The organism is Nodosilinea sp. P-1105 (assembly GCF_012911975.1).
In the GTDB taxonomy this organism is placed as follows: domain Bacteria; phylum Cyanobacteriota; class Cyanobacteriia; order Phormidesmidales; family Phormidesmidaceae; genus Nodosilinea.
This window is the reverse complement of the sequence record NZ_SMDQ01000009.1, coordinates 52,925-72,818: the sequence shown is the minus strand read 5'-3', so window position 1 is coordinate 72,818 and position 19,894 is coordinate 52,925. Positions and strand designations below refer to the sequence as shown.

Sequence of the window (19,894 nt, the reverse complement as noted above, 5' to 3'; positions counted from 1 at the left end):
AGGGCTAAGGGCAGGCTTATTGCCCATACTAACGAATAGTATGGAGGCTGAGGGGTAATATCGGTCAAAATTTCAAGTTTATCGGGTTTTTAGTGCCATAGGTTACATCCCAAAGCCCAGGGGGCAGCATTTGAGGATTAGGGCTCAGTTTTGGAGCATAGGCGGGCGCGTATAGGAGGTATTGATGCAGCCGGTTGATTTCACCACCTTAATGGCCATAGGCCATAACCTGCGGTGCCATTGGGTGCCGTCTCGCTGTGAGCAGGTGGTGCAGCGTGATACGACATCGATAGCCATAGCGCTACGGACGTTAGATCGGCGGGGCTGGCTGACGATTTCCTGGCATCCCCAGGGGGCGCGGCTGCATTTGGGTAAAGCACCGCCTAAGGTCGCCGATACGTTTACCTTCAGCCAACAGCTAAAGCATCAGTTGAATCAGCTTGCTTTGGTGGCGATCGCGTCTGTAGCCCCTTGGGAACGGGTATTGGATTTACAGTTTGGCCCCCGTCCAGGGGACCCACCCCAGTGGCATTTGTATGTGGAGGTGATGGGCAAATACAGCAATGTGATTTTGGCTAATGCTCAAAACCAAATTGTCACCGCTGCCCACCAGGTCAGTGATCAACAATCACGGCTGCGGCCAATTCAGACCGGGGATGCTTATACCCCACCGCCAGCCATGTTAAGCCCATTACCGAGCCTGACAGAGTCGCAGCAGAGTTGGCAGGAGCGGGTGACGTTAGTGCCTAAGTCCCTACAAAAAATGCTCATGCAGAGCTATGGAGGGCTGAGTTCGGCCCTAGTGCGATCACAGCTTTTAGCCGCTCAGTTAGCCCCTGATCAAACCCCAGATACCCTGACGCCGCAAGACTGGGACAGACTCTTTGGGGTGTGGCAGCAGTGGCTGACTAAATTAGAGCAGGGCCAGTTTCAACCGGGCTGGACCGAGACCGGCTATACGGTATTAGGCTGGGGAATGATAGCGCCAGCGCCTGACATTCACACATTGCTGGAGACCTATTACGCCCAGCAGCTGAACCAACAACGGTTTGACCACTTGAGCAATCAGCTGCGACAAAAGCTGAAGGGGCTACTGGGCAAGTTACGTCAAAAGGCCGATGGCTTTGAGCAACGGCTCGATCAGTCGGCTCAGGCGGAGCAGTATCGGCAAAAGGGGGACCTGCTGATGGCCTATGCGCATCAGTGGCAACCGGGCATGACCCAAATGATTGTGGATGACTTTGCCACAGGGGATCCTGTGGCGATCGCGATTGATCCTGACAAAACGGCCATTCAGCAGGCCCAACGGCTCTATAAACAGCACCAAAAACTGAAGCGGGCCAAAGATGCTGTGGCCCCCCTGTTGACAGCGGTGCGGGCCGAGTTAGCCTATCTAGAGCAGGTGGAAGCGGCCCTGGGACAGCTGAATCGCTATGGGGAACCAGCTGATTTAGCCGCCTTGCTCGATATTCGTCACGAACTGATTCAGCAGGGCTATATGGCCGATCCTGACTATCGCTCCAGCGAGGCTAGGGCCAGCAAGGACGAGGGGTTTCGTCGGCAGACCACCCCGGCCGGGCTACCCGTGCTCATAGGCCGCAATAACCGCCAAAATGATTTGCTGGTATCGGCGATCGCCACCGATTACGACCTCTGGTTTCACACCCAGGAGATTCCTGGCAGCCATGTGCTGTTGCGGTTAGACCCGGGTCAGGCCCCTAGCGATCGCGACCTGCAGTACGTCGCCGATCTAACCGCCTACTACAGTCGGGCTCGTCTCGCGGACCAGGTACCCGTGGTCTACACCCAGCCTAAATATGTGTATAAGCCCAAAGGAGCCCGCCCCGGCATGGTCATTTACAAGCAAGAAACGGTGATGTGGGGGCAGCCTCGACGGATTGAGCAACAGGCCCAGCAGGCTGGGGATTTAGCGTCAGCGGTTGCTGAAGCCTGAGACACCGGCCCAGGGCCAATCCCTAACTGCCCTAATACTCTGGAAAATACACTGGGATACCAGTCAGCCCATCATTCCTAAAACCTGATGCCTGATATCCGACACCTGGCACCTGATACCCGACACCTGGCACCCTCAGCAACGGTGGTCATATTTCTGCCAGGCAGCACTAAGTACATTTGCTCATCAGCTTAGGTTATCAAACCAAGACACAAATACCAGAGATTATGTTAAAGAAAATCTGTACTTGTTGTTACAATGAGAAACGGAGGAGATGAGAGCCCTCCAGAAGTAACCGCCCCAGCTTCCAGAGCTCGAGGCAGTTTCTTCCAGATTGAGAGAACAACATAGGTATTTAAGTATTACCTGCATCGGTCCGGACACGGGCCGATTTTTTTTGTTTCTTTATGTTTTGCCTCCAGGGATCAGGGGGCAAGGCGAGTTAACCCGTCCATGTATCCCCAATCGAGTGCATCCCAGTTTTGCGAGTTGGCCCACCCTTCGGGAAGCGCAAGCTCTACATCCCCCAGCCCCTTCTCCCATTTTGGGAGAAGGGGAGCCGGATTCAAAGTCCCTCTCCCGCTCTGGGAGAGGGATTTAGGGTGAGGGCTGCAAAAGTGGGATGCGTCCTCCCCAATCCGTCTGCCATGGGTGAAAATAGCTACAAGCCTGATGTACATAATCATTGACCAATCGCTATGGCCCGTATTCGAGAGATCTTGCAGACTGGAGAGCCCGACCAAGTCATTACCGTCAAAGGCTGGGTCCGGACAAAGCGTGAATCGAAGGGGTTCACCTTTGTGGACATCAACGATGGCTCGGCTATGGCGGGGCTGCAGGTGGTCCTCAACGCTGATATGGATGGCTATGGGACTGTAGTCAAAGACTTGACGACGGGATCATCCGTCGAAATCAGTGGCCTGTTGGTGGAATCGCCGGGCAAGGGGCAGCGGGTTGAACTGCAGGGGCAATCGATTACGGTGTTTGGCACGGCGGAAGGGGAAACCTATCCGCTGCAAAAAAAACGTCATTCCTTTGAGTATTTAAGGACATTGGGGCATTTGCGAGCCCGCACCAATACCCTGGGAGCCGTTTTTCGGGTGCGCAATGCCTGTGCCCAGGCGATTCACCAGTTCTTTCAAGAGCAGGGTTTTTTGTGGATACACACCCCGATTATTACCGCCAGTGACTGTGAGGGGGCGGGGGAAATGTTTGCGGTCACTAACCTCGATCTAGCCAAGCCGCCCCAGGATCCATCTGGGGCCATTGACTACAGCCAGGACTTCTTTGGCAAACCGGCCTACCTGACCGTCAGCGGGCAGTTGGAGGCGGAAATCATGGCCATGGCCTTTACCAACGTCTACACGTTTGGGCCTACCTTCCGGGCGGAAAATTCCAACACCTCTCGCCACCTGGCTGAGTTTTGGATGGTGGAGCCAGAAATGGCCTTCTGCGATCTGGTGGGCAACATGGACTGGGCCGAATCGTTCCTGAAATACATTTTTAAGTTTGTCCTGGAGCAGTGCCCCGAGGATATGGACTTTTTTAACCAGCGCATTGACAAATCGGTGCTGGCCACTGCCGACAACATCATCAATAACACCTTTGAGCGGATTACTTACACTGAGGCCGTGAAGTTGCTAGAACAGTGCGATCGCCCATTTGAATTCCCGGTAGAGTGGGGCATTGACCTGCAATCTGAGCACGAACGCTACCTGGCCGAGGACCTGTTCAAAAAGCCAGTGATTGTGACGGACTATCCCACTGGCATTAAGGCGTTTTATATGCGCCTCAATGAGGGCGGCGAAACCGTTGCCGCCATGGACGTACTCGCCCCAAAGGTGGGGGAAATCATCGGCGGTTCCCAGCGGGAAGAGCGCCTGGATGTGCTGGAACGACGGATTACAGAAGCAGGTCTAGATCCAGCCACCTACTGGTGGTATTTGGATCTACGCCGCTTTGGCACCGTCCCCCACGCTGGCTTTGGCCTCGGATTCGAACGTCTGGTGCAGTTTATGACCGGCATGGGCAACATCCGGGATGTGATTCCCTTCCCGCGCACCCCAGACAACATTGAGTTTTAAGGGGAGTTTTAAGGGCATCCATGGGTGAAGATCAACGGGTAAAACAACCTAACGACTACAGCCAGCCCCTACAGGCATTGATGCAACGGGCCGGGCTCTCCAGCTATCGGGCCCTCAGCCGTGCGGCTGGGGTATCGCGCTCTACCCTGACGTTGCTGCGACAGGGACAGGTGGGGCGGTTACGGGTAGTCTCCGTACAGCGGCTGGCTCAAGCCCTGGGGGTAACGACTCCAGAGTTGCTGGTGCAGTTCGATGGTGCTGGGCCTGCTGCACCCCCTCCCGCTCAGCCTGTCTCTCAGGGCGCTGTCTCTCAAACCCCTGAGGCCCTGCAGCCAGACATCACCCTACGGCAAGAGTATGAACGGCTGAAGCACCAGCTGGAGACCCAGCCGCAGCAGATTTGTCAGCAGGTCCAGAGGGAGGCGATCGCCCTGCTCGAACCCTGGCTACTCCAGTGGCCCACCGCCATCTATGCCGCCCAGCAAAACCCAACGATTCCAGCTACTCGGCTGATTCCCCTGACCAAGCCCCTGGATGCTCTGTTGCAAGCCTGGGGGTTAACCGCCATTGGCCCAGTCGGGGCTGACGTCCCCTACGATCCCCAGCAACACCAGCCCATGGGAGCCGCCATTACCCCAGGGCAACGGGTTCGAATTCGCTATGTCGGTTACCAGCAGGGCGATCGCCTTCTGTATCGGGCCAAGGTTAGCCCGGTGGAGAGCTAAAGGCTAGTGGTCTGTCAAGCCAGAAGTGACGGGTCAACCGGGTCTGCGGTGCAAGGTGAACGGTATACGGTGCAAGGTGAATGGCAGAACCGTATACCGCAAACCGTAAACCTTAAACCGTGAACCCTAAGTCACATCTCCCGTCATTATTTTTTTGACTGAACACTAGGGTTATATCTTAGGCGACCTCAGCCTACTCAGATTAGTGTTACACTATAAGGGACTCGGACCCATGCGGTCGCAACGCCCAAATCATGTCAGGACCGGAAGGTAGCAGCATTACGGGATGCTTGTGACAGGCGTGGACTCCGGGTCTTTTAGTTAATGGGGTTTTAAGCACTTCTGAGTGCCTCGTCTTCTGGGCAATACACAGACGCTTGGGGGGTTGGGTTTCCCGTATTAGACAGCGTGACATTGCCCCTGGCTCTTGACCAGCATCTTTTTTAGGCTGGCAGTGTGTCTAGAACAACAGGAAGGCGGTTCGTATGGCTGGATTCGGAGATGTGGTTAAAAAGGCTTTCTATCTAGGGGTAGGGGTGGCTTCCTATGCCGGGGAAAAGGCTGGAGATACCCTAAAGGATGTGCGGCAACAAACTCAGACCCTGATGAATGAGTTAGTAGAACGGGGCGAGCTGACGGCCGAGGAAGCTCAGCGGCTGGTCAATGAGATGGTGAATCGTGCCCAGGAGGCCGCACCGCCCTCCCAACCCTCTGAGCCCCGGCGAATTGAAATTTTGGATGATGACCCTGAGGGTACCCCTGCGACTGTCTCCCCTACTGAAGCAGAACAGGCCGCAGCCCTGAGGCAGCAGGTGGAGGCCTTGCGGCAAGAGTTAGAAACCTTGAAGCGAAAGTCGAGCCTTTAACCCATGGATGATTGGCCCAAGCAGTTATTCAATGCCTTTGGCAGCATAGTGCAGGATGTCAGCCAGCAGATGACCCAGGACGCAGAGCGCTGGCTTGAGGAGGTTAACGATCGCCTGGCAGATGCCTCTGACAGCTTGCTAGACACCACCGATCAGTGGGCTGAACAGGTGCAAGAGGCGCTTGATCCAGAGATCGATCGCCTGGTCGATGAGTTGAACCGGACCATCGAGCCCCTGGAGGTTTCTTTGCAGCGTCAGGTCAACCAAATGGTTGATCACCTTGATGAGGTCCTAGAACCACTGGTGGTTGGGCTGGCGGGGTTGGATCAATGGTTAGAAGAGGTATCGGCCCCGCTGAACAGTACGGTGGAGCCAATTTTACAAAATTATCCGGCCTGTGTGGGATGCCGCCATTTCTATGGGCAGACCCATGGGGGGAACACCCTGGTCTGCGCCATGCACCCGTTTGGGCCAGCGGAGGAGCAATCCTGTCCAGACTGGGAGTCTTTTTGGCCCAGCGATCGCGATCAGGTGTAATTCTGTCTGGCGGCTGTCCGGTCAAACCCTGCTACCCGATACTAGCGCAGCAGCGGGAAAAAGTGCCCCACTGGTCCCTGCCCTTGGCCAATCCGCAGCGCATGCTGCAGGGCAGTGGTGACATAATCCTTGGCCTGTTGCACGGCGGTCCAGTTATCCTTACCCTGGGCCAGATTAGCGGCGATCGCAGCGGAGAGGGTGCAGCCGGTGCCATGGGTGTCGCTGGTATCGACGGTGGTGGTGCGCAGCACTTGAGTGGTTTTACCATCAAACCAAACATCGACCCCGCGCAGGTCATCGGCCATGCCACCCCCTTTGACCAACACCGCCTGGGGGCCAAGTTGATAGATTTTACGGGCGGCCGCTTCCATGTCCGCCAAAGTTTCGATCATGAATCCGCTCAGCAACTGGGCTTCATAGCGGTTAGGGGTGAGGATAGTGGCCAGGGGAATGAGCCGTTGGGTTAAGGTGGCGATCGCTGTATCGTCAATCAACTGTACCCCGGTGCGCGATACCATCACTGGATCGACCACCACAGCCGGGCGATCCGACAGTTGCTTGAGGGTGTCAGTCACCGCCTGGATAATCTCCTGATTCAGCAACATGCCCGTTTTAATGCCCTGCACCCCCATGTCGCTGACCACCGCCTGAATTTGGGCCGTCACCGCCGCCGCGGGCAAAGCATCCACCCGATCAACCCCCACCGTGTTTTGGGCCGTGATGCAGGTTAAAGCACTGGTGCCATGGACCTGGTGAAAGGCAAAAGTGCGCAAATCGGCTTGAATACCAGCCCCACCGCCACTGTCAGAACCAGCAATGGTGAGGGCTATGGGCGGCGAAACAGGGGCCATCGTCATCGTTAGCGGTTATTGGGCCGACGGCGCTGCAAAAACTCAGGAATATCGAGGCCGCTGCCCAGCCCTCCTGAGCCGCTACCACCGGTCGGAGGAGAAATGGGCGGGGCAGACAGGTTGCGCTTAAAGGGCGTGACCCGTTCAGCCTCTAGGGCGGGCTGAGCCCCGGACTGGGTATTAAACCCAGTGGCAATTACCGTAATCCGCACTTCCCCTTGCAGCCGCTCATCAATTACCGCCCCAAAGATGATGTTGGCGTTGGGGTCTACCCCTTCGTAAATAATTTCGGCGGCGGCATTGACCTCATGCAGGGTCAAATCACTGCCGCCCGTTACGTTAAACACCGCTCCTGATGCGCCATCAATGGAGGCTTCAAGCAGGGGAGAGGAAATCGCTGCGATCGCGGCTTCCCGAGCCCGAGATTTGCCAGAACCAACCCCAATCCCCATCAAAGCCGTCCCCGCATCCGCCATGATCGCCCGCACGTCAGCAAAGTCCACATTTACCAGACCGGGGATGGTAATGATGTCAGAAATACCCTGGACCCCCTGACGCAAAATGTCATCAGCGGTGCGGAAGGCCTCTTGCACCGGGGTCTGCTCTGAAATCACCGACAACAGCTTGTCGTTGGGGATCACAATTAAGGTATCCACTCGCCCTTGCAAGGCCGCAATCCCTTCGTCCGCCTGGTTCATTCGGCGGCGACCTTCAAAGGTAAAGGGCCGAGTGACAACCCCTACAGTTAGAGCTCCCGCTTCTTTAGCTACCTCAGCCACAATTGGGGCTGCACCAGTGCCTGTACCCCCCCCCATGCCAGCGGTAATAAACACCAAATCTGACTCTTCCAAGGATGCCGCAATTTCTTCTCGGGACTCTTCAGCCGCCTTTTGGCCAATGGCTGGGTTCCCGCCCGCCCCCAGCCCCCGAGTCAGCTTTTGGCCAATGTGCAGACTATTGGTGATGGTGGAACTATCTAAGGCCTGAGCGTCCGTATTCACGGACCAAAACTCGATACCTGATAGGCCACTGCTAATCATTCGATTGACAGCATTACAGCCACCGCCGCCAACGCCAATCACCTTGATACGGGCAACGCTACTGGGCAAGGTATTGTTGTGGTTCAGCGCTTCTCCGGGCATAGATCTGGCATCGTGGGGTTGGCTGTGATTGAGCCCATCCGGGGTGAACGGGTTAGACTGAGCAGCGGAATTGGGCATAGCGTCGACCGATAAACGGAAATCTGACACGGGGGACGAAGAATGATCGTGGTTGAAGCCATCATCCGGTCGGTCATCGGGAAGCATGGATTCGGAGGCCATAGTATATCAAATTCAATAAAACGAAAATAGCACCTAGCCCTAAAACTCTAAACTCTGGCCGATTTTAGACAACTATAGATTACTTCAGTGGAAAACACCAAACAGGATGATAAATTCCTCAAATTTAGCCTGAAGCCAATAAAATAAGTCGAAATCAACCCTTTGACAAGCAAAATCCTTCCTTAAGTTGAGCAGCAGAGATTTCCTTCTAGGACCTCAGTCCAGATTCCAGGATTCTGCCTGGGGATACCCGGTCAGTCACCGTCCATGGGCCAGAGCCCCCCAAAGCCCCCTAAGAAACAAATTCAGGGTATTGACCTACTGTACCGCTGCCCGAGGCAACCCTGTCATGGTGACGAAGAGTTACGGAACCTGACTAGGATCAGCAGATAGGTTTCCAGTTCCTTCAATGATAGAAATGGTGGGAGCCGTAGGTATCGTTAGATCGATATGGGCGACATCCTCGGTACCCAGTTGGTTAGGCAAATTGCGCATTTTGTCCAGAGTAGCTAGCTGCTGCTCTAGCTCTGGGGTGTACGGCCCCAGATAAACCACCCCCAGTTCTGTCTGTAGGACCAGGTTGCTCGGGTCTTGCCAGTCAATTTCCTGAATCGCCACCGGGCTCTGGCGGATAGTGGTATAAATTTGGGGCCAGTACCGTTGGTATTGGGCTTGCACCCCCCGCAGCCGCAGGGTCGGCAACGGGGATGCATTCTCCCCTAGGACAACGCTGGACCTAGGCATCCAAGCCCCTTCAGCATCTAAGAATCCGGCTTGCAGGTACTGAATGTCGATGGTGTTGTCTTGGCGGGGGGGAGGCTCGACCAGGGCCACGGGCAATCGCTCTTGCACCTGTACCTTAAGTCGTGGGGGCAGCAGTTGACGAGTAACCTCGACGGCGGTCACAGGGGCGCGATCGCGCAGTTGCTGAGCCAAAACCTCTGGCTCTACCTTGAGCAGGGGTTGGGGATAGTCAAGGGGGACAAGATCCTGAATCAGGGTGCTACTCAGTAGTTCGTTGCCGGTGACAATGATTTGATCTGGGCCATAAATTAACCACACGGGGCGAGTTGCCCCCCAAAACATGGCTGTCGTCAACCCAGCCATGGCCATAAACCGCCACAGGGCTTGGCTAATGGTCAGCCGTCGCTGTCGTCGTAGGGTTTTTCTACGAGACTGAAGCTGGCTACGGGAAACGGGAGAAACATCAGTCATAGCAACGTCCAGGTTAGCCCATGTATCCCAGACTGGGCCTAGGTTGATGCCGATTTTAGCGTTTGTAGCGATTCCTGCAACGCTTTTTCCCATTGATTCGCCATATCACAGTCAATAAAGGGAATTCGATAGTCTGAACCGTTGGCCAGAAGTAAGACTAATTCAATGGCTTGTCCCCGTTTAACCAGGGTCTTGGGGGGAAGTGGTTGACGATTCACCTGCACTTGAATGGTGTCTACGTCATGTAGATCAACGGATTGTAGATTAATCGGTCCTTGGGGGGTAGGCTGCCCCCAGACCAGGGTAGCCCCAGACTGGGCCAATACGGCCCGAATGTCGTACTTGCCCCGGTCAAAATCGGCAGCCCAGGCCTCATAGGCCTGTAGCTTTTGGTACTCGCGCCAGCCCGCCCAGGCTAACCAGATAAAAGTACCTAGCAGGGGCAACCACATCAATCCTCGTTCCATAAGGTCTGGTTTATCCTCGCTGACGATGTACGCTAACAACAGCATTGTCAGATCAAATACTTCCTATTGAGCACTGGCCAATGGAGGAAGTAAGGGATCTGCGGGTTAATAGTGTACCCAGTGGCCAGGTTTCGACTTCGCTCAACCTTCAGGGATCGAGGGCTGAGCGAAGTCGAGGCCCGATCAGCGGGTAGTTTATTTTCCTGCACGTCCCTAAGCTCTGTTCAAATTGTAAAGTCTTGCAACAGCTAATCCCTCAGAGCCCTGGGCTCATGGAAGAGTAAGCCTAGTATGGGCTGTGCCCCAGCGGGACGGTGCCCCAGCGGGACGCGCCCATGACATTGCGTTTTTGTGCGTTCTTGGAGGCTGTATTTTGGCATTTCTACCTGTTTTAGCGGCAGTACCCAACACCTTAACCTGGAGTCCTAAGGTGGCGGTGGTAATGATTGTGTGCAACATTTTGGCGATCGCCTTTGGCAAGCTGACCATCAAGTACCCCAGTGCTGAGCCAGCTATGCCCTCCCCGCAGCTATTTGGCGGCTTTGGGCTACCAGCGGTGCTGGGGACGGCCAGCTTTGGTCACTTGATCGGGGCTGGAGTGATTTTGGGCCTGGCTAATCTGGGGGCGTTATAGACCCAATCCAAGTCCAGACCTGGCGTTCTACCTATGGGAAAACACCAGATCCCGAGCTGGACTTGGTATAGAGCCCCTGATTGATTAATTTGGCGTGCTTTTGGCCCCATAGCGCCGTTTGGCGTCTGTGGGGCTTTGTTGTTTCTCACCTTTGTTGTTTCTCACCACCACGAGGCCAAGCCACTATGGAATTGGGTGTATGGAGCGCGATCGCCTATGGCATTTTGGCGGCGGTGGGTGGCATCATTGGCTATGCCCAGGCCCGCAGCCAGGTGTCGCTGATCAGCGGTTTGATCAGCGGGGGGTTATTGTTCCTGGGGGCCTGGCTATGGAGTATAGGGTCTGCGGCGGGATCCGGGTTGGCCATGGGGGTAACGGTGGCCCTGGTGATTGTTTTTTTGCGCCGCTGGCAACAAACCCGCAAGGCGATGCCAGCCCTGCTGATGGTGGTAACCGGTCTTTTGGCCTTGATCGGCATGGTGATTTCCCTAGGCTAAGGCCACTTCTGGAAAATAGTCTCTCCCCAATGGTGATACCCATGGCGAGATCCACTAGGTTACTCAGCGGCTTGTTCTTGATCGCGCTGTTGTAGGTCTCGGGCCGAAACTCCCTCGGTTTGGCTGCCAAACCGCCAGAGAGCAGCAGCGGCTTCGGCCTGGGTAACCGCCTTTTGGGGTTGAAATAGGGTGGTAAAGCCAAAGGTACGCAGAATATTGGCGAAATCTCCAGTTTGACGGTCGGCCAACACGGCTCGCAGGGCCAGGGGCTCAATTTCCTCAGCATCCTGGAACCCCCAGGTGGTTTGAACTGCGTCTGGGGTGGCCGCGGGCAGGGGCGATCGCGTGTCTAGGGGCACCTTCCACAGCACCAGAGTTTCTCGCGTCAGCGAATCGTCGGGGCGGAAGTTAACGGCTGTGGCGTTACCCGTCAGGGCACTGGGAATAATGCCAGCCTCCGTCAGCCCTTGAATAGCTCGATACTGGGGGTGGGAGGTGGGCACATCCTGGAAAGCTGGGGTGCTACTGCTGGCCCCTGGGCGAATGCGTTTGGCCGGTTGGTCAGCGTAGAATCGGTTGTTAGCCGCAAATAGCCATTGGGCGTACTCTGCCCGGGTGATGGGCTGGTTCGGCTGAAAGGCTAAATCCGCGATCGCCCCATTTGAGTTTTCCCCAGCTAATCCCAACGCCATCCAATCCTGCACGTAGGGTCGCAGATCCTCGGGCACATCCCTCAGTAGGGTATTTCCATTGCGGCTGCGGACAGGGGTGGTAGGGGTGGTATCGTTAGCCTGGGCGTAGGGGACCGGGCCAATAAAGTCCGCATCTCCCGGTTGGGGGATGTCGGCGACGTCCTGGTCGTTATCCCCATCAGAAGGCGCTGATTCTGACTCAGCTTCGGCCTCTGCATCATCAGAAACCAGGCGATCTTGAAGCTGGGGATCAGCCTCTAGGGATTGCTGTAGGGGACTACCGGCACAGCTCGCTACCAGCACCAGGCTAACCACCGCTAACCGTGGGATAACCCCAGCGGGGCGACACAGACTGAATAAAGCTGACCTGTTCCTCACCAATCGCCTACCGTAATGCCATAGTCACAATTTTAAGCCAGGAAGGCAGCGACTGTTACCTTGACGGATAAATCCCACTGATGGACCCTGCCACTGATAGACACTCATAGACACCGACGGAGGACGGGGATGGCTGCTCAACCACTGATTATTGACTGTGACCCTGGGGTTGATGACGCGATCGCCCTGTTCCTGGCCCTGGCATCCACCGAGGACCTAGATGTACTGGGTATTACCACCGTGGCGGGCAACGTTCCTCTGCCCCTGACCCAATACAATGCCCGGCGCATTGTCCATCTGGCTGGGCGCACCGATGTGCCCGTGTTTGCGGGCTGTCCACGACCGATGTTGTGCCCCCCCGTCACCGCCGAACATGTCCATGGCACCACGGGTTTAGACGGGGCTATCTTGCCGGAACCCACCGCCCCATTGCAGGCCCAACATGCCGTAGCTTTCTTGATTAATCAGCTGACCCAAGCCTCAACCCCGATTACCCTGGCCACCCTGGGACCCTTAACGAATCTGGCGGTCGCCCTGGTGCAGTGTCCTGATATTGCCCAGGGCATTAATCGGGTGGTGATGATGGGCGGGGCCATGGGATTGGGAAACGTCACCCCTTCGGCTGAATTTAACCTCTATGCCGATCCCCATGCCGCCCGGGTGGTGGTGGAAGCCGGGCTGGACCTGACCATGGTGGGTTTAGAAGTTACCCACCAGGTGGTGACCACCCCAGAACGACTGGCGGCGTTAGCCGCGATCGATACCCCCGTCGGTCGAGTGGCCACGGATCTGTTGCGTCACTATGGTCAGCTGGATGCCGACCGCTATGGGCTGGCGGGGTCCCCCCTCCATGACCCCTGCGTGATCGCCTATCTGCTGCAACCCGATCTGTTTACAGGGCGGCCCATACACCTGGCGATCGAAACCGACAGCCCCCTCTGCCTAGGGCGCACGGTGGTCAATCCCTACCCCAATGCTGACCAACCGGCCAATGCCACGGGGCTAGAAACCGCTGCTGCTGACGGGATCTATCAACTCTTAACGGAACGGTTGGCAAAACTATAAACCATCACAGAATCGAGCCGGTCGGGCTTGATAGGATAAACCTAAGCCTTTGTCGGTTGACCCCATGAGCTATACCACCGAGCAACTGCTCGATTTTCTAGATCAGGAACTGCGGGCCACCTGGAAAGGAGAGCGGCTGGTGCTGTCCTCTGCTGATCGATTGGATAATCCAGTGATTTCTAAAGCGATTGGCACAGATAAACTCAGCAAAGTCTATGCCATCCAAGATTTCCGAGCCCAACTGCATGACTACCAGCGCCAACATGGGGTGTCGGGGCTGGTGTGGCACACCTGCCAGTTTCAAGGACGCAGCCTGTGCATTCCTGAACTGCATCCCCAATTGATCGCTATCCCGGCTGATAAGCTCACCCTGGTGGCGGCTAAGCCAGCCCTGATTCAGTTTTGGCGAGAGGCCATTGGCGACCTAAACCTATGGCTGGCGGGTCATGTGCCCCGGGCCACCACCCTAGACCATGTCAACACGCTAATTGCGGCCAGCGAGTGGGCCGAGCTCGCCGCCACCCGCAGCGAGTTATATCTCACCCTATGCTGGGGTGACCCCAAAGATTGTCACTACGATTGGGCCAAACCTGACTCAGGCTGCGATCGCATTATTGCCACCATCGGCGAGCCCAGTGGGATCAAGCTATAGCGTCATAGGGTATGGTCCGCAGGGTATAGTTAAGAGTTGAGGCTGGTCTGGTTTCATCATCCTGGGCAGTCCCTGCGATTATTCCCCCCTGAAGGAGCCCCAGCATGACTATCGCCGTCGGTGTAATTGAAACCCAAACTTTTCCAGCGGTGCTGGCGGCTGGCGATGCCATGGTTAAGGCTGGTCGGGTTACCCTAACTCGACAAGAGCGCTCTGAAAGTGGGCGGCAGTTTGTGGTGGTACGTGGCCCGGTGGCGGAGGTGCGCCGGGCGGTGGAAGCGGGCCTGGTGGCCGCCAAGGCCTGCCCCAATAACGCTGAAGTCACTACCCATGTGATTATTCCAAACCCCCAAGAGAATGTGGATGGCATTTTGCCCATCAGTTTTTCCCCCGAGTCAGAAGCCTTCCGGGTTTAGCGGACTCCAACTTGCTAGCTTTGGCTGGCAAACTATAAAACCTCCCTTGGCTGAGAGTAGTCAAGTTATAGGTGTTAGGGTTCAGGGCTGAGACGTTCAGGACGCCTTACTTACCAGGCTCTGGGCTGGAAGCTATGATCATTGGCCAGTTCCACCGAGTCGCCACATTGTCGGATCACAAATAACCCCTTGCGGTAGGCGTAGCGATCCACGTCCTGAACAAACTCAATGGCCGCAACGGCGCCATACACCTGATGAGAGGCCTGTTCTGGAAAAGCCAACTTGAATTTCTTCAGCTTTTCGCAAAAATCATCTACATCCTGTTGGGCTAAGCGAGATTTGACCTCAATTGCCACGGCAACATCGCCATCGACGGCCAGAATGTCGATTTCCATAGGGGCTGCAGGGCGGGTTGACTTGGCTCGGCGGTAAGTCGTTTGGATATCAATGCCCCGCTCTTGAAACATCCGCAGCACAGCTGGTTCGACCATATTTTCTACAAACGTGCCCCAGCGATCGCCCAAACGCCCCACTTCTCGACTGGTGTCGGCCGCGAGTTGTTCTAGTTTTGCCATATGCCGATCGGCTTCGGCTTTAGACTCTGCCATACGCCGGTCGAATTCTTCCCGCGAGGCTTGCAAGTCAGCCTGGGATGCCTTGAACAGGTCGTAAATGTCTTGAAGGGTGACAGGGTCTGCCATGAGTGCTGTAGGCGAAAGGAACGATGCGCTTACCTCCCATTATGCCTGACCCGGATAAGGCAGCGTTTTTCGTGGGATAGGGCGCTATCCACGACAGCCTGGTCAAACATGGGCTTTAAACTCATTTACCGACCACGGTCGAAACAATCACGGTGACGGTGGCAGCGGCGATCAGGCTAAAGGCCAGCTGCACAACCCACTGGGTGGCTTTTTGATAGTTGTCGAACTTTTGATTAAAGGCGTTGGTGCTTTGGTTAGACTGCTCAACGTCTTGACTGATCTGTTCCACATCCTGGCGCAGCTCGCGGATTTCAGCCAGAATTTGCTCGGCTTGAGTAGGGTTGATATTCAAGTCGTCGTCTGTAGCCTGGGCCATAGCGATGCAGAGTGGCAACTGTTCTTATGATACCCAGGGCACTCTCTGGATTAGCAGTGATGCCGTCTTACCAGGCTCTGGGCTGAAAAACAGTATCATTAGCTAATTCCACCGAATCGCCGCATTGCCGGATGACAAATAGCCCCTTGCGGTAGGCGTAGCGGTCCACGTCCTGAACAAACTCAATGGCCGCAACGGCTCCATACACCTGATGCTGAGACTGTTCTGGAAAAGCTAGCTTAAATTTCTGAAGCTTTTCACACAAATCATCCACATCTTGCTGGCTCAGTCGGGATTTGACTTCAATTGCTACGGCAACATCGCCATCGACGGCAAGAATGTCGATTTCCATAGGGGCTACAGAGCGAGTTGACTTAGCACGGCGGTAGGTCGATTGAATGTTAATGCCCCGCGCTTGAAACAACCGCAGCACCGCTGGTTCTACCAAGTTTTCTACGAACGTGCCCCAGCGATCGCCCAAACGCCCCAATTCTCGGCTGGTGTTGGCGGTAACTTGTTCTAGTTTGGCCATGCGCCGATCAAACTCTTCCCGTGAGGCTTGCAATTCGGCCTGGGAGGCTTTGAATAGGTCGTAGATATCCTGAAGGGTAACAGGGTCTGCCATGGATCGCTGTAAGCCGAAGGAATGATGCGTTTATCTCCCATTATGCCTGACTCAGATGAGATAGCGTTTTGTAATTTACCCAAATAGTAGACTATTCCGACTAACGACAGTGGCTTATCTAATCTCCAAGGGTGAGCATTGTCTTACGCCATACTCACCCCAGAGGTTAGCTATTCAGCCTAGCTAGACTGGCCTTAGCCCATGCGCTCCTCCGTTTTGGCAATTTCCAGCATAGTCTTCAGCACTGTATCCGGGTTGAGGCTAATCGAGTCGATACCCAGTTCCACCAGGAAGGCGGCAAACTCGGGGTAATCGCTGGGGGCCTGGCCGCAGATGCCGATCTTGCGGCCCTGGGCCTTGGCCTTGGTGATCACCTGGCGCACCAGTTCTTTTACCCCTTCGTCGCGTTCGTCGAAAATGTGGGCCACCAGGGCCGAGTCGCGATCGAGGCCTAGGGTGAGCTGGGTGAGGTCGTTGGAGCCGATGGAGAAGCCATCGAACACCTGACTGAACTGATCCGCCAAAATCACGTTGCTGGGGATTTCGCACATGACGTAGACTTGTAGGCCGTTTTCCCCTCGTTTCAGGCCGTAGTTGGCCATGGTTTCCAGCACCTTGCGACCCTCGGCGGGGGTGCGGCAGAAGGGCACCATGGGGATCAAGTTGGTGAGGCCCATGTCATCGCGTACCCGCTTGATTGCCTTACATTCCAAGCCAAAGGCTTCGGTGTAGTTAGGGTCGTAGTAGCGGGAGGCGCCGCGCCAGCCGATCATTGGGTTTTCCTCCTTGGGCTCAAACTCGCGACCGCCGATCAGGTTGGCATATTCGTTGCTCTTGAAGTCGGACAGGCGCACCACTACGGGGTTGGGATAAAAGGCAGCGGCGATCATGCCGACACCAGTGGCCAGCTTCTCAACGAAGAACTCGGGCTTATCATCGTAGTTGGCGGTGAGTTGAGAGATTTCCCACTTGGCGGCTTTGTCTTCCAGTTCATCGAAGTGCATCAGAGCCAGGGGGTGGGCCTTGATGTGGTTGGCGATGATGAACTCTAGCCGAGCCAGGCCGACGCCGTCGCAGGGGATAGCTGCCAGGCTAAAGGCTTCTTCGGGGTTGCCGACGTTCATTAGAATTTGGGTGCGGGTGCGGGGTAGGTTATCTAGCTGGGTTTCCACCACTTCAAACGGAACAAGCCCAGAGTAAACCCGGCCCTCTTCCCCTTCGGCACAGGAAACGGTGACCTCTTGGCCAGTGTTGAGCACTTCGGTGGCATCGCCGCAGCCGACGATCGCCGGAATCCCCATCTCTCGGGCAATGATGGCGGCGTGGCAGGTGCGCCCCCCCTGGTTGGTGATGATGGCGCTGGATTTTTTCATGATCGGCTCCCAGTCGGGGTCGGTCTTGTTGGTGACCAGCACTTCCCCCTCCTGGAATTCAGCGATCCGGTGCACCTCCATGATTACCCGGGCTTGGCCAGCGCCAATCATTTCGCCCACGGCCCGGCCGGTGGTCAGCACATCGCCGCTGCCATTGAGCTTGTAGCTCTTGATCACATTGGTGGCTTTTTGGGACTGCACCGTTTCGGGCCGGGCCTGGACGATGTAAAGATCGCCAGTGATGCCGTCCTTGGCCCATTCAATGTCCATGGGGGTGTCTTTGCCCCGCTTGGCGCTGTAGTGGTCTTCGATGATGCAGGCCCATTTCGCTAGGGTGAGGGCCTCGTCATCGCTGATGCAGAACTTATGGCGATCGGGCTCGGCGACGGGCACGTTTTTGGTATCTTTGCCGCCACCGATGTCGTAGATCATTTTGATCTCTTTGCTACCCAAGCGTTTGTTGAGAATGGGCCGCTTGCCCGCTTTCAGGGTAGGCTTAAAGACAAAATATTCGTCGGGGTTGACGGCCCCCTGCACCACGTTTTCCCCCAGGCCGTAGGCAGCGGTGATTAGGGCGGCGTTCTTAAAGCCGGTTTCGGTGTCGATGGAGAACATGACGCCGGAGGTGGCCAGGTCGGAGCGCACCATCTTTTGTACGCCAACGGACAGGGCGACAGAGAATTCGTCGAAGCCTTCAATCCGCTCGGCGTATTGGTGGCGGTAGGAGATGGCGCGATCGGTGAATAGGGAGGCGAAGCACTTGTGGCAGGCTTCTACCACCCCTTTCACCCCATGGATATTCAGGTAGGTTTCCTGCTGCCCGGCAAAACTGGCGTCGGGCAGGTCTTCGGCAGTGGCACTGGAGCGCACGGCCACGTCCAGGTCACTGGAAAATTTGCGGCACTCGTCGGCGTATTCCCCCGCGAACTGATTGCAGTAGTCGGTATCTTGGCCGTACCGTTCGCACAGGCGCAAATAGGCACTGGCGATCGCCGCCTCCAGTTCGGGGGGGAAGGGGGTGTTCATCACCAGGTTGCGGGCCTGCTTACCCCGCACTCGCAGATCCAACACGTCATCCAAGTCTAGATCGGCAAATAAGTCACGCAGCTTGGCCTCTAGGCCCGCCTTTTCAATGAAGTAGCGGTAAGCAAAGGCAGTGGTGGCAAAGCCGGTGGGTACATTCACCCCTTGGGACCCCAGCTGCTGGATCATTTCGCCCAGGGAGGCGTTTTTGCCGCCCACCAGGGGAATATCGTCAATACCTACGTCTTCAAACCATAGAATGAAGGCGTTTTCTTTGGTTTTTTGAGCAGATACATAACCTTCTGGACGATGGGACAAGACCATAGTGATTCTCCAAATTCGGCGAATAAAATTTACGTCTGAAGGGGCGTAAATTTTGTCAGTGCAGGTGATGCGATGGAGACAAAAACTAGGCGTAGCTAAGGAGCACTAGAGACGACAAGCTGAACATCAGTCGCGATCGCGATCCTGTGGGCAAACAAATGGCTACAATTCACAGGAGTCACCTGATCAGAACAGTTGCTGACCAGCCACCAAACATAACTTAAGCGTTCGCTACAGGAACCTTGAAGCTCCGCTGAGGGAGTGACTAAGCAATTATTCTTACTCCTCTATCCTATGAGGTGAGGGCTGCGACTGGGGCCATTAACACGGTTTTTTAAGGTCTAAGTTTCAACTCTTAATCTTTGGTGGAAAAGAATTGGCCCCCCTGCGCCTGCGGACTGCCGCGATTCCCAGACCCACTAAAACCGGTAGCATGGCGGGGGTGGGCACTGGCCGACCAGATAAGCGGAAGTTAGCATCCGCGCCCTCAAAATTTGAAGCCTGATCTTCAAAGATAAAGTTACCAGTGTCCTGGCGAGTGAAGTAAAACCTGCCCCCAGGGTTTACCCCCACGGGGGACCCCGTCAGCATCAGGCCACTGGCATTGGTGTAAAAGAAATACTGCTGACCAGGTTGCAGGGTGACCTGCGGATGAAACACATACCGACCCGCTGAAATTTGGGACGTCTGAGCCAAAAAGCCGGATAGAGTCTCATTTAACCCCGCTGGCGTACCTAGATATTCCTGATCCAGCAGAAACAGGGTACCAAATGCTGTTGGTGTCAGCAGCGAAGACTCTGAGAAGGAAAACCAGTTGAAGCTGAGCTGATTCCAGGGTCGTGGGCCCTCAGGCATGGTCAACGATTGGCCCGGGAAAAGTTCTAACGAATCCAGCCCAGTACCGCCGGTAAACTCAACCAGGGTTGCGGCATAGGCAGGCTGCTCTGGGGCCAGGGGGGTGGCCCCCGCTATGGCGGTTACGGTGGTTAGCGGGGCAACTAAACACAGCGCAAGTAATTTAGGGGGCATACGCTCACCGACGCAACGGGTTGGCTTAGATCAGCAAGGGCAATAGCGTGGATAGGGGGGCTGAGCGGGGCTAGGGCTCCGGTTTAGC

Annotated in this window: 20 protein-coding genes and 1 other RNA gene; 11 read left to right on the top strand and 10 right to left on the bottom strand. The window is 55.8% G+C overall.

Translation table 11 applies throughout. From position 1 onward, the window contains the following. The first annotated feature begins 184 nt into the window (after positions 1–184). From E1H13_RS06155 to E1H13_RS06130, 6 genes are all read left to right on the top strand, one after another. Complete coding sequence (locus E1H13_RS06155) at positions 185–1,954, top strand: NFACT RNA binding domain-containing protein (RefSeq protein WP_169612524.1); 1,770 nt, start codon at positions 185–187, stop codon at positions 1,952–1,954. Between the two features lie 692 nt (positions 1,955–2,646). Further along, positions 2,647–4,038 carry an asparagine--tRNA ligase gene (gene asnS, locus E1H13_RS06150; RefSeq protein ID WP_347404128.1) on the top strand — a complete coding sequence of 464 codons (1,392 nt, stop codon included), beginning with the start codon at positions 2,647–2,649 and terminating at the stop codon, positions 4,036–4,038. 20 nt (positions 4,039–4,058) lie between these two features. Further along, entirely contained in the window at positions 4,059–4,763 is a 705-nt protein-coding gene (locus E1H13_RS06145; protein ID WP_169612522.1) for a helix-turn-helix domain-containing protein, read from the top strand. A 221-nt stretch (positions 4,764–4,984) separates the two neighbouring features. Then, positions 4,985–5,081: signal recognition particle sRNA small type (ffs, locus tag E1H13_RS06140), an RNA gene on the top strand. A gap of 167 nt (positions 5,082–5,248) precedes the next feature. Continuing rightward, entirely contained in the window at positions 5,249–5,629 is a 381-nt protein-coding gene (locus tag E1H13_RS06135) for a hypothetical protein (RefSeq protein ID WP_169612521.1), read from the top strand. Between the two features lie 3 nt (positions 5,630–5,632). Continuing rightward, positions 5,633–6,166 (top strand): hypothetical protein, encoded by a 534-nt coding sequence (locus tag E1H13_RS06130; protein ID WP_169612520.1) that lies wholly within the window; start codon positions 5,633–5,635, stop codon positions 6,164–6,166. 41 nt (positions 6,167–6,207) lie between these two features. On the opposite strand, the gene thiD is transcribed toward E1H13_RS06130, so the two are convergent. From thiD to E1H13_RS06110, 4 genes are all read right to left on the bottom strand, one after another. Next, entirely contained in the window at positions 6,208–7,023 is an 816-nt protein-coding gene (gene thiD, locus E1H13_RS06125; protein WP_169612519.1) for a bifunctional hydroxymethylpyrimidine kinase/phosphomethylpyrimidine kinase, read from the bottom strand. 2 nt (positions 7,024–7,025) lie between these two features. Further along, positions 7,026–8,237 carry a cell division protein FtsZ gene (gene ftsZ / locus E1H13_RS06120; protein ID WP_278002499.1) on the bottom strand — a complete coding sequence of 404 codons (1,212 nt, stop codon included), beginning with the start codon at positions 8,235–8,237 and terminating at the stop codon, positions 7,026–7,028. Between the two features lie 465 nt (positions 8,238–8,702). Then, a complete protein-coding gene (locus E1H13_RS06115; protein ID WP_169612518.1) occupies positions 8,703–9,554 on the bottom strand; it encodes an FtsQ-type POTRA domain-containing protein in 852 nt (283 codons plus the stop codon). A gap of 38 nt (positions 9,555–9,592) precedes the next feature. Further along, positions 9,593–10,021 (bottom strand): hypothetical protein, encoded by a 429-nt coding sequence (locus tag E1H13_RS06110; protein WP_206070102.1) that lies wholly within the window; start codon positions 10,019–10,021, stop codon positions 9,593–9,595. A 373-nt stretch (positions 10,022–10,394) separates the two neighbouring features. Between E1H13_RS06110 and psaK the strand changes: the two genes are divergently transcribed. Beyond that, positions 10,395–10,655: a photosystem I reaction center subunit PsaK gene (gene psaK, locus E1H13_RS06105; protein ID WP_169612516.1), complete on the top strand. Its 261-nt coding sequence runs from the start codon at positions 10,395–10,397 to the stop codon at positions 10,653–10,655. A gap of 185 nt (positions 10,656–10,840) precedes the next feature. Next, complete coding sequence (locus tag E1H13_RS06100) at positions 10,841–11,152, top strand: TMEM14 family protein (RefSeq protein ID WP_169612515.1); 312 nt, start codon at positions 10,841–10,843, stop codon at positions 11,150–11,152. A 59-nt stretch (positions 11,153–11,211) separates the two neighbouring features. Here E1H13_RS06100 and E1H13_RS06095 read toward each other — a convergent pair whose 3' ends face one another. Then, a complete protein-coding gene (locus E1H13_RS06095; protein ID WP_347404126.1) occupies positions 11,212–12,159 on the bottom strand; it encodes an S-layer homology domain-containing protein in 948 nt (315 codons plus the stop codon). Between the two features lie 192 nt (positions 12,160–12,351). On the opposite strand from E1H13_RS06095, the gene E1H13_RS06090 reads away from it, so the two are divergent. From E1H13_RS06090 to E1H13_RS06080, 3 genes are all read left to right on the top strand, one after another. Beyond that, positions 12,352–13,287, top strand: a complete 936-nt coding sequence (locus E1H13_RS06090) for a nucleoside hydrolase (protein ID WP_169612514.1) — start codon at positions 12,352–12,354, stop codon at positions 13,285–13,287. Positions 13,288–13,351: 64 nt separating this feature from the next. Then, complete coding sequence (locus E1H13_RS06085) at positions 13,352–13,939, top strand: hypothetical protein (RefSeq protein WP_169612513.1); 588 nt, start codon at positions 13,352–13,354, stop codon at positions 13,937–13,939. Positions 13,940–14,043: 104 nt separating this feature from the next. After that, positions 14,044–14,355 (top strand): carbon dioxide-concentrating mechanism protein CcmK, encoded by a 312-nt coding sequence (locus tag E1H13_RS06080; protein WP_169612512.1) that lies wholly within the window; start codon positions 14,044–14,046, stop codon positions 14,353–14,355. Between the two features lie 110 nt (positions 14,356–14,465). On the opposite strand, the gene E1H13_RS06075 is transcribed toward E1H13_RS06080, so the two are convergent. The 5 genes from E1H13_RS06075 to E1H13_RS06055 form a co-directional block, all read right to left on the bottom strand. Further along, complete coding sequence (locus E1H13_RS06075; RefSeq protein WP_169612511.1) at positions 14,466–15,056, bottom strand: hypothetical protein; 591 nt, start codon at positions 15,054–15,056, stop codon at positions 14,466–14,468. A gap of 121 nt (positions 15,057–15,177) precedes the next feature. After that, a complete protein-coding gene (locus E1H13_RS06070) occupies positions 15,178–15,432 on the bottom strand; it encodes a hypothetical protein (protein ID WP_169612510.1) in 255 nt (84 codons plus the stop codon). A gap of 67 nt (positions 15,433–15,499) precedes the next feature. Next, positions 15,500–16,057, bottom strand: coding sequence for a hypothetical protein (locus tag E1H13_RS06065; protein ID WP_169612509.1), 558 nt, complete (start codon positions 16,055–16,057; stop codon positions 15,500–15,502). Positions 16,058–16,251: 194 nt separating this feature from the next. Beyond that, complete coding sequence (ppsA, locus tag E1H13_RS06060; protein WP_169612508.1) at positions 16,252–18,777, bottom strand: phosphoenolpyruvate synthase; 2,526 nt, start codon at positions 18,775–18,777, stop codon at positions 16,252–16,254. A gap of 348 nt (positions 18,778–19,125) precedes the next feature. Beyond that, entirely contained in the window at positions 19,126–19,806 is a 681-nt protein-coding gene (locus E1H13_RS06055; protein ID WP_169612507.1) for a PTPA-CTERM sorting domain-containing protein, read from the bottom strand. Positions 19,807–19,894: the final 88 nt, after the last annotated feature.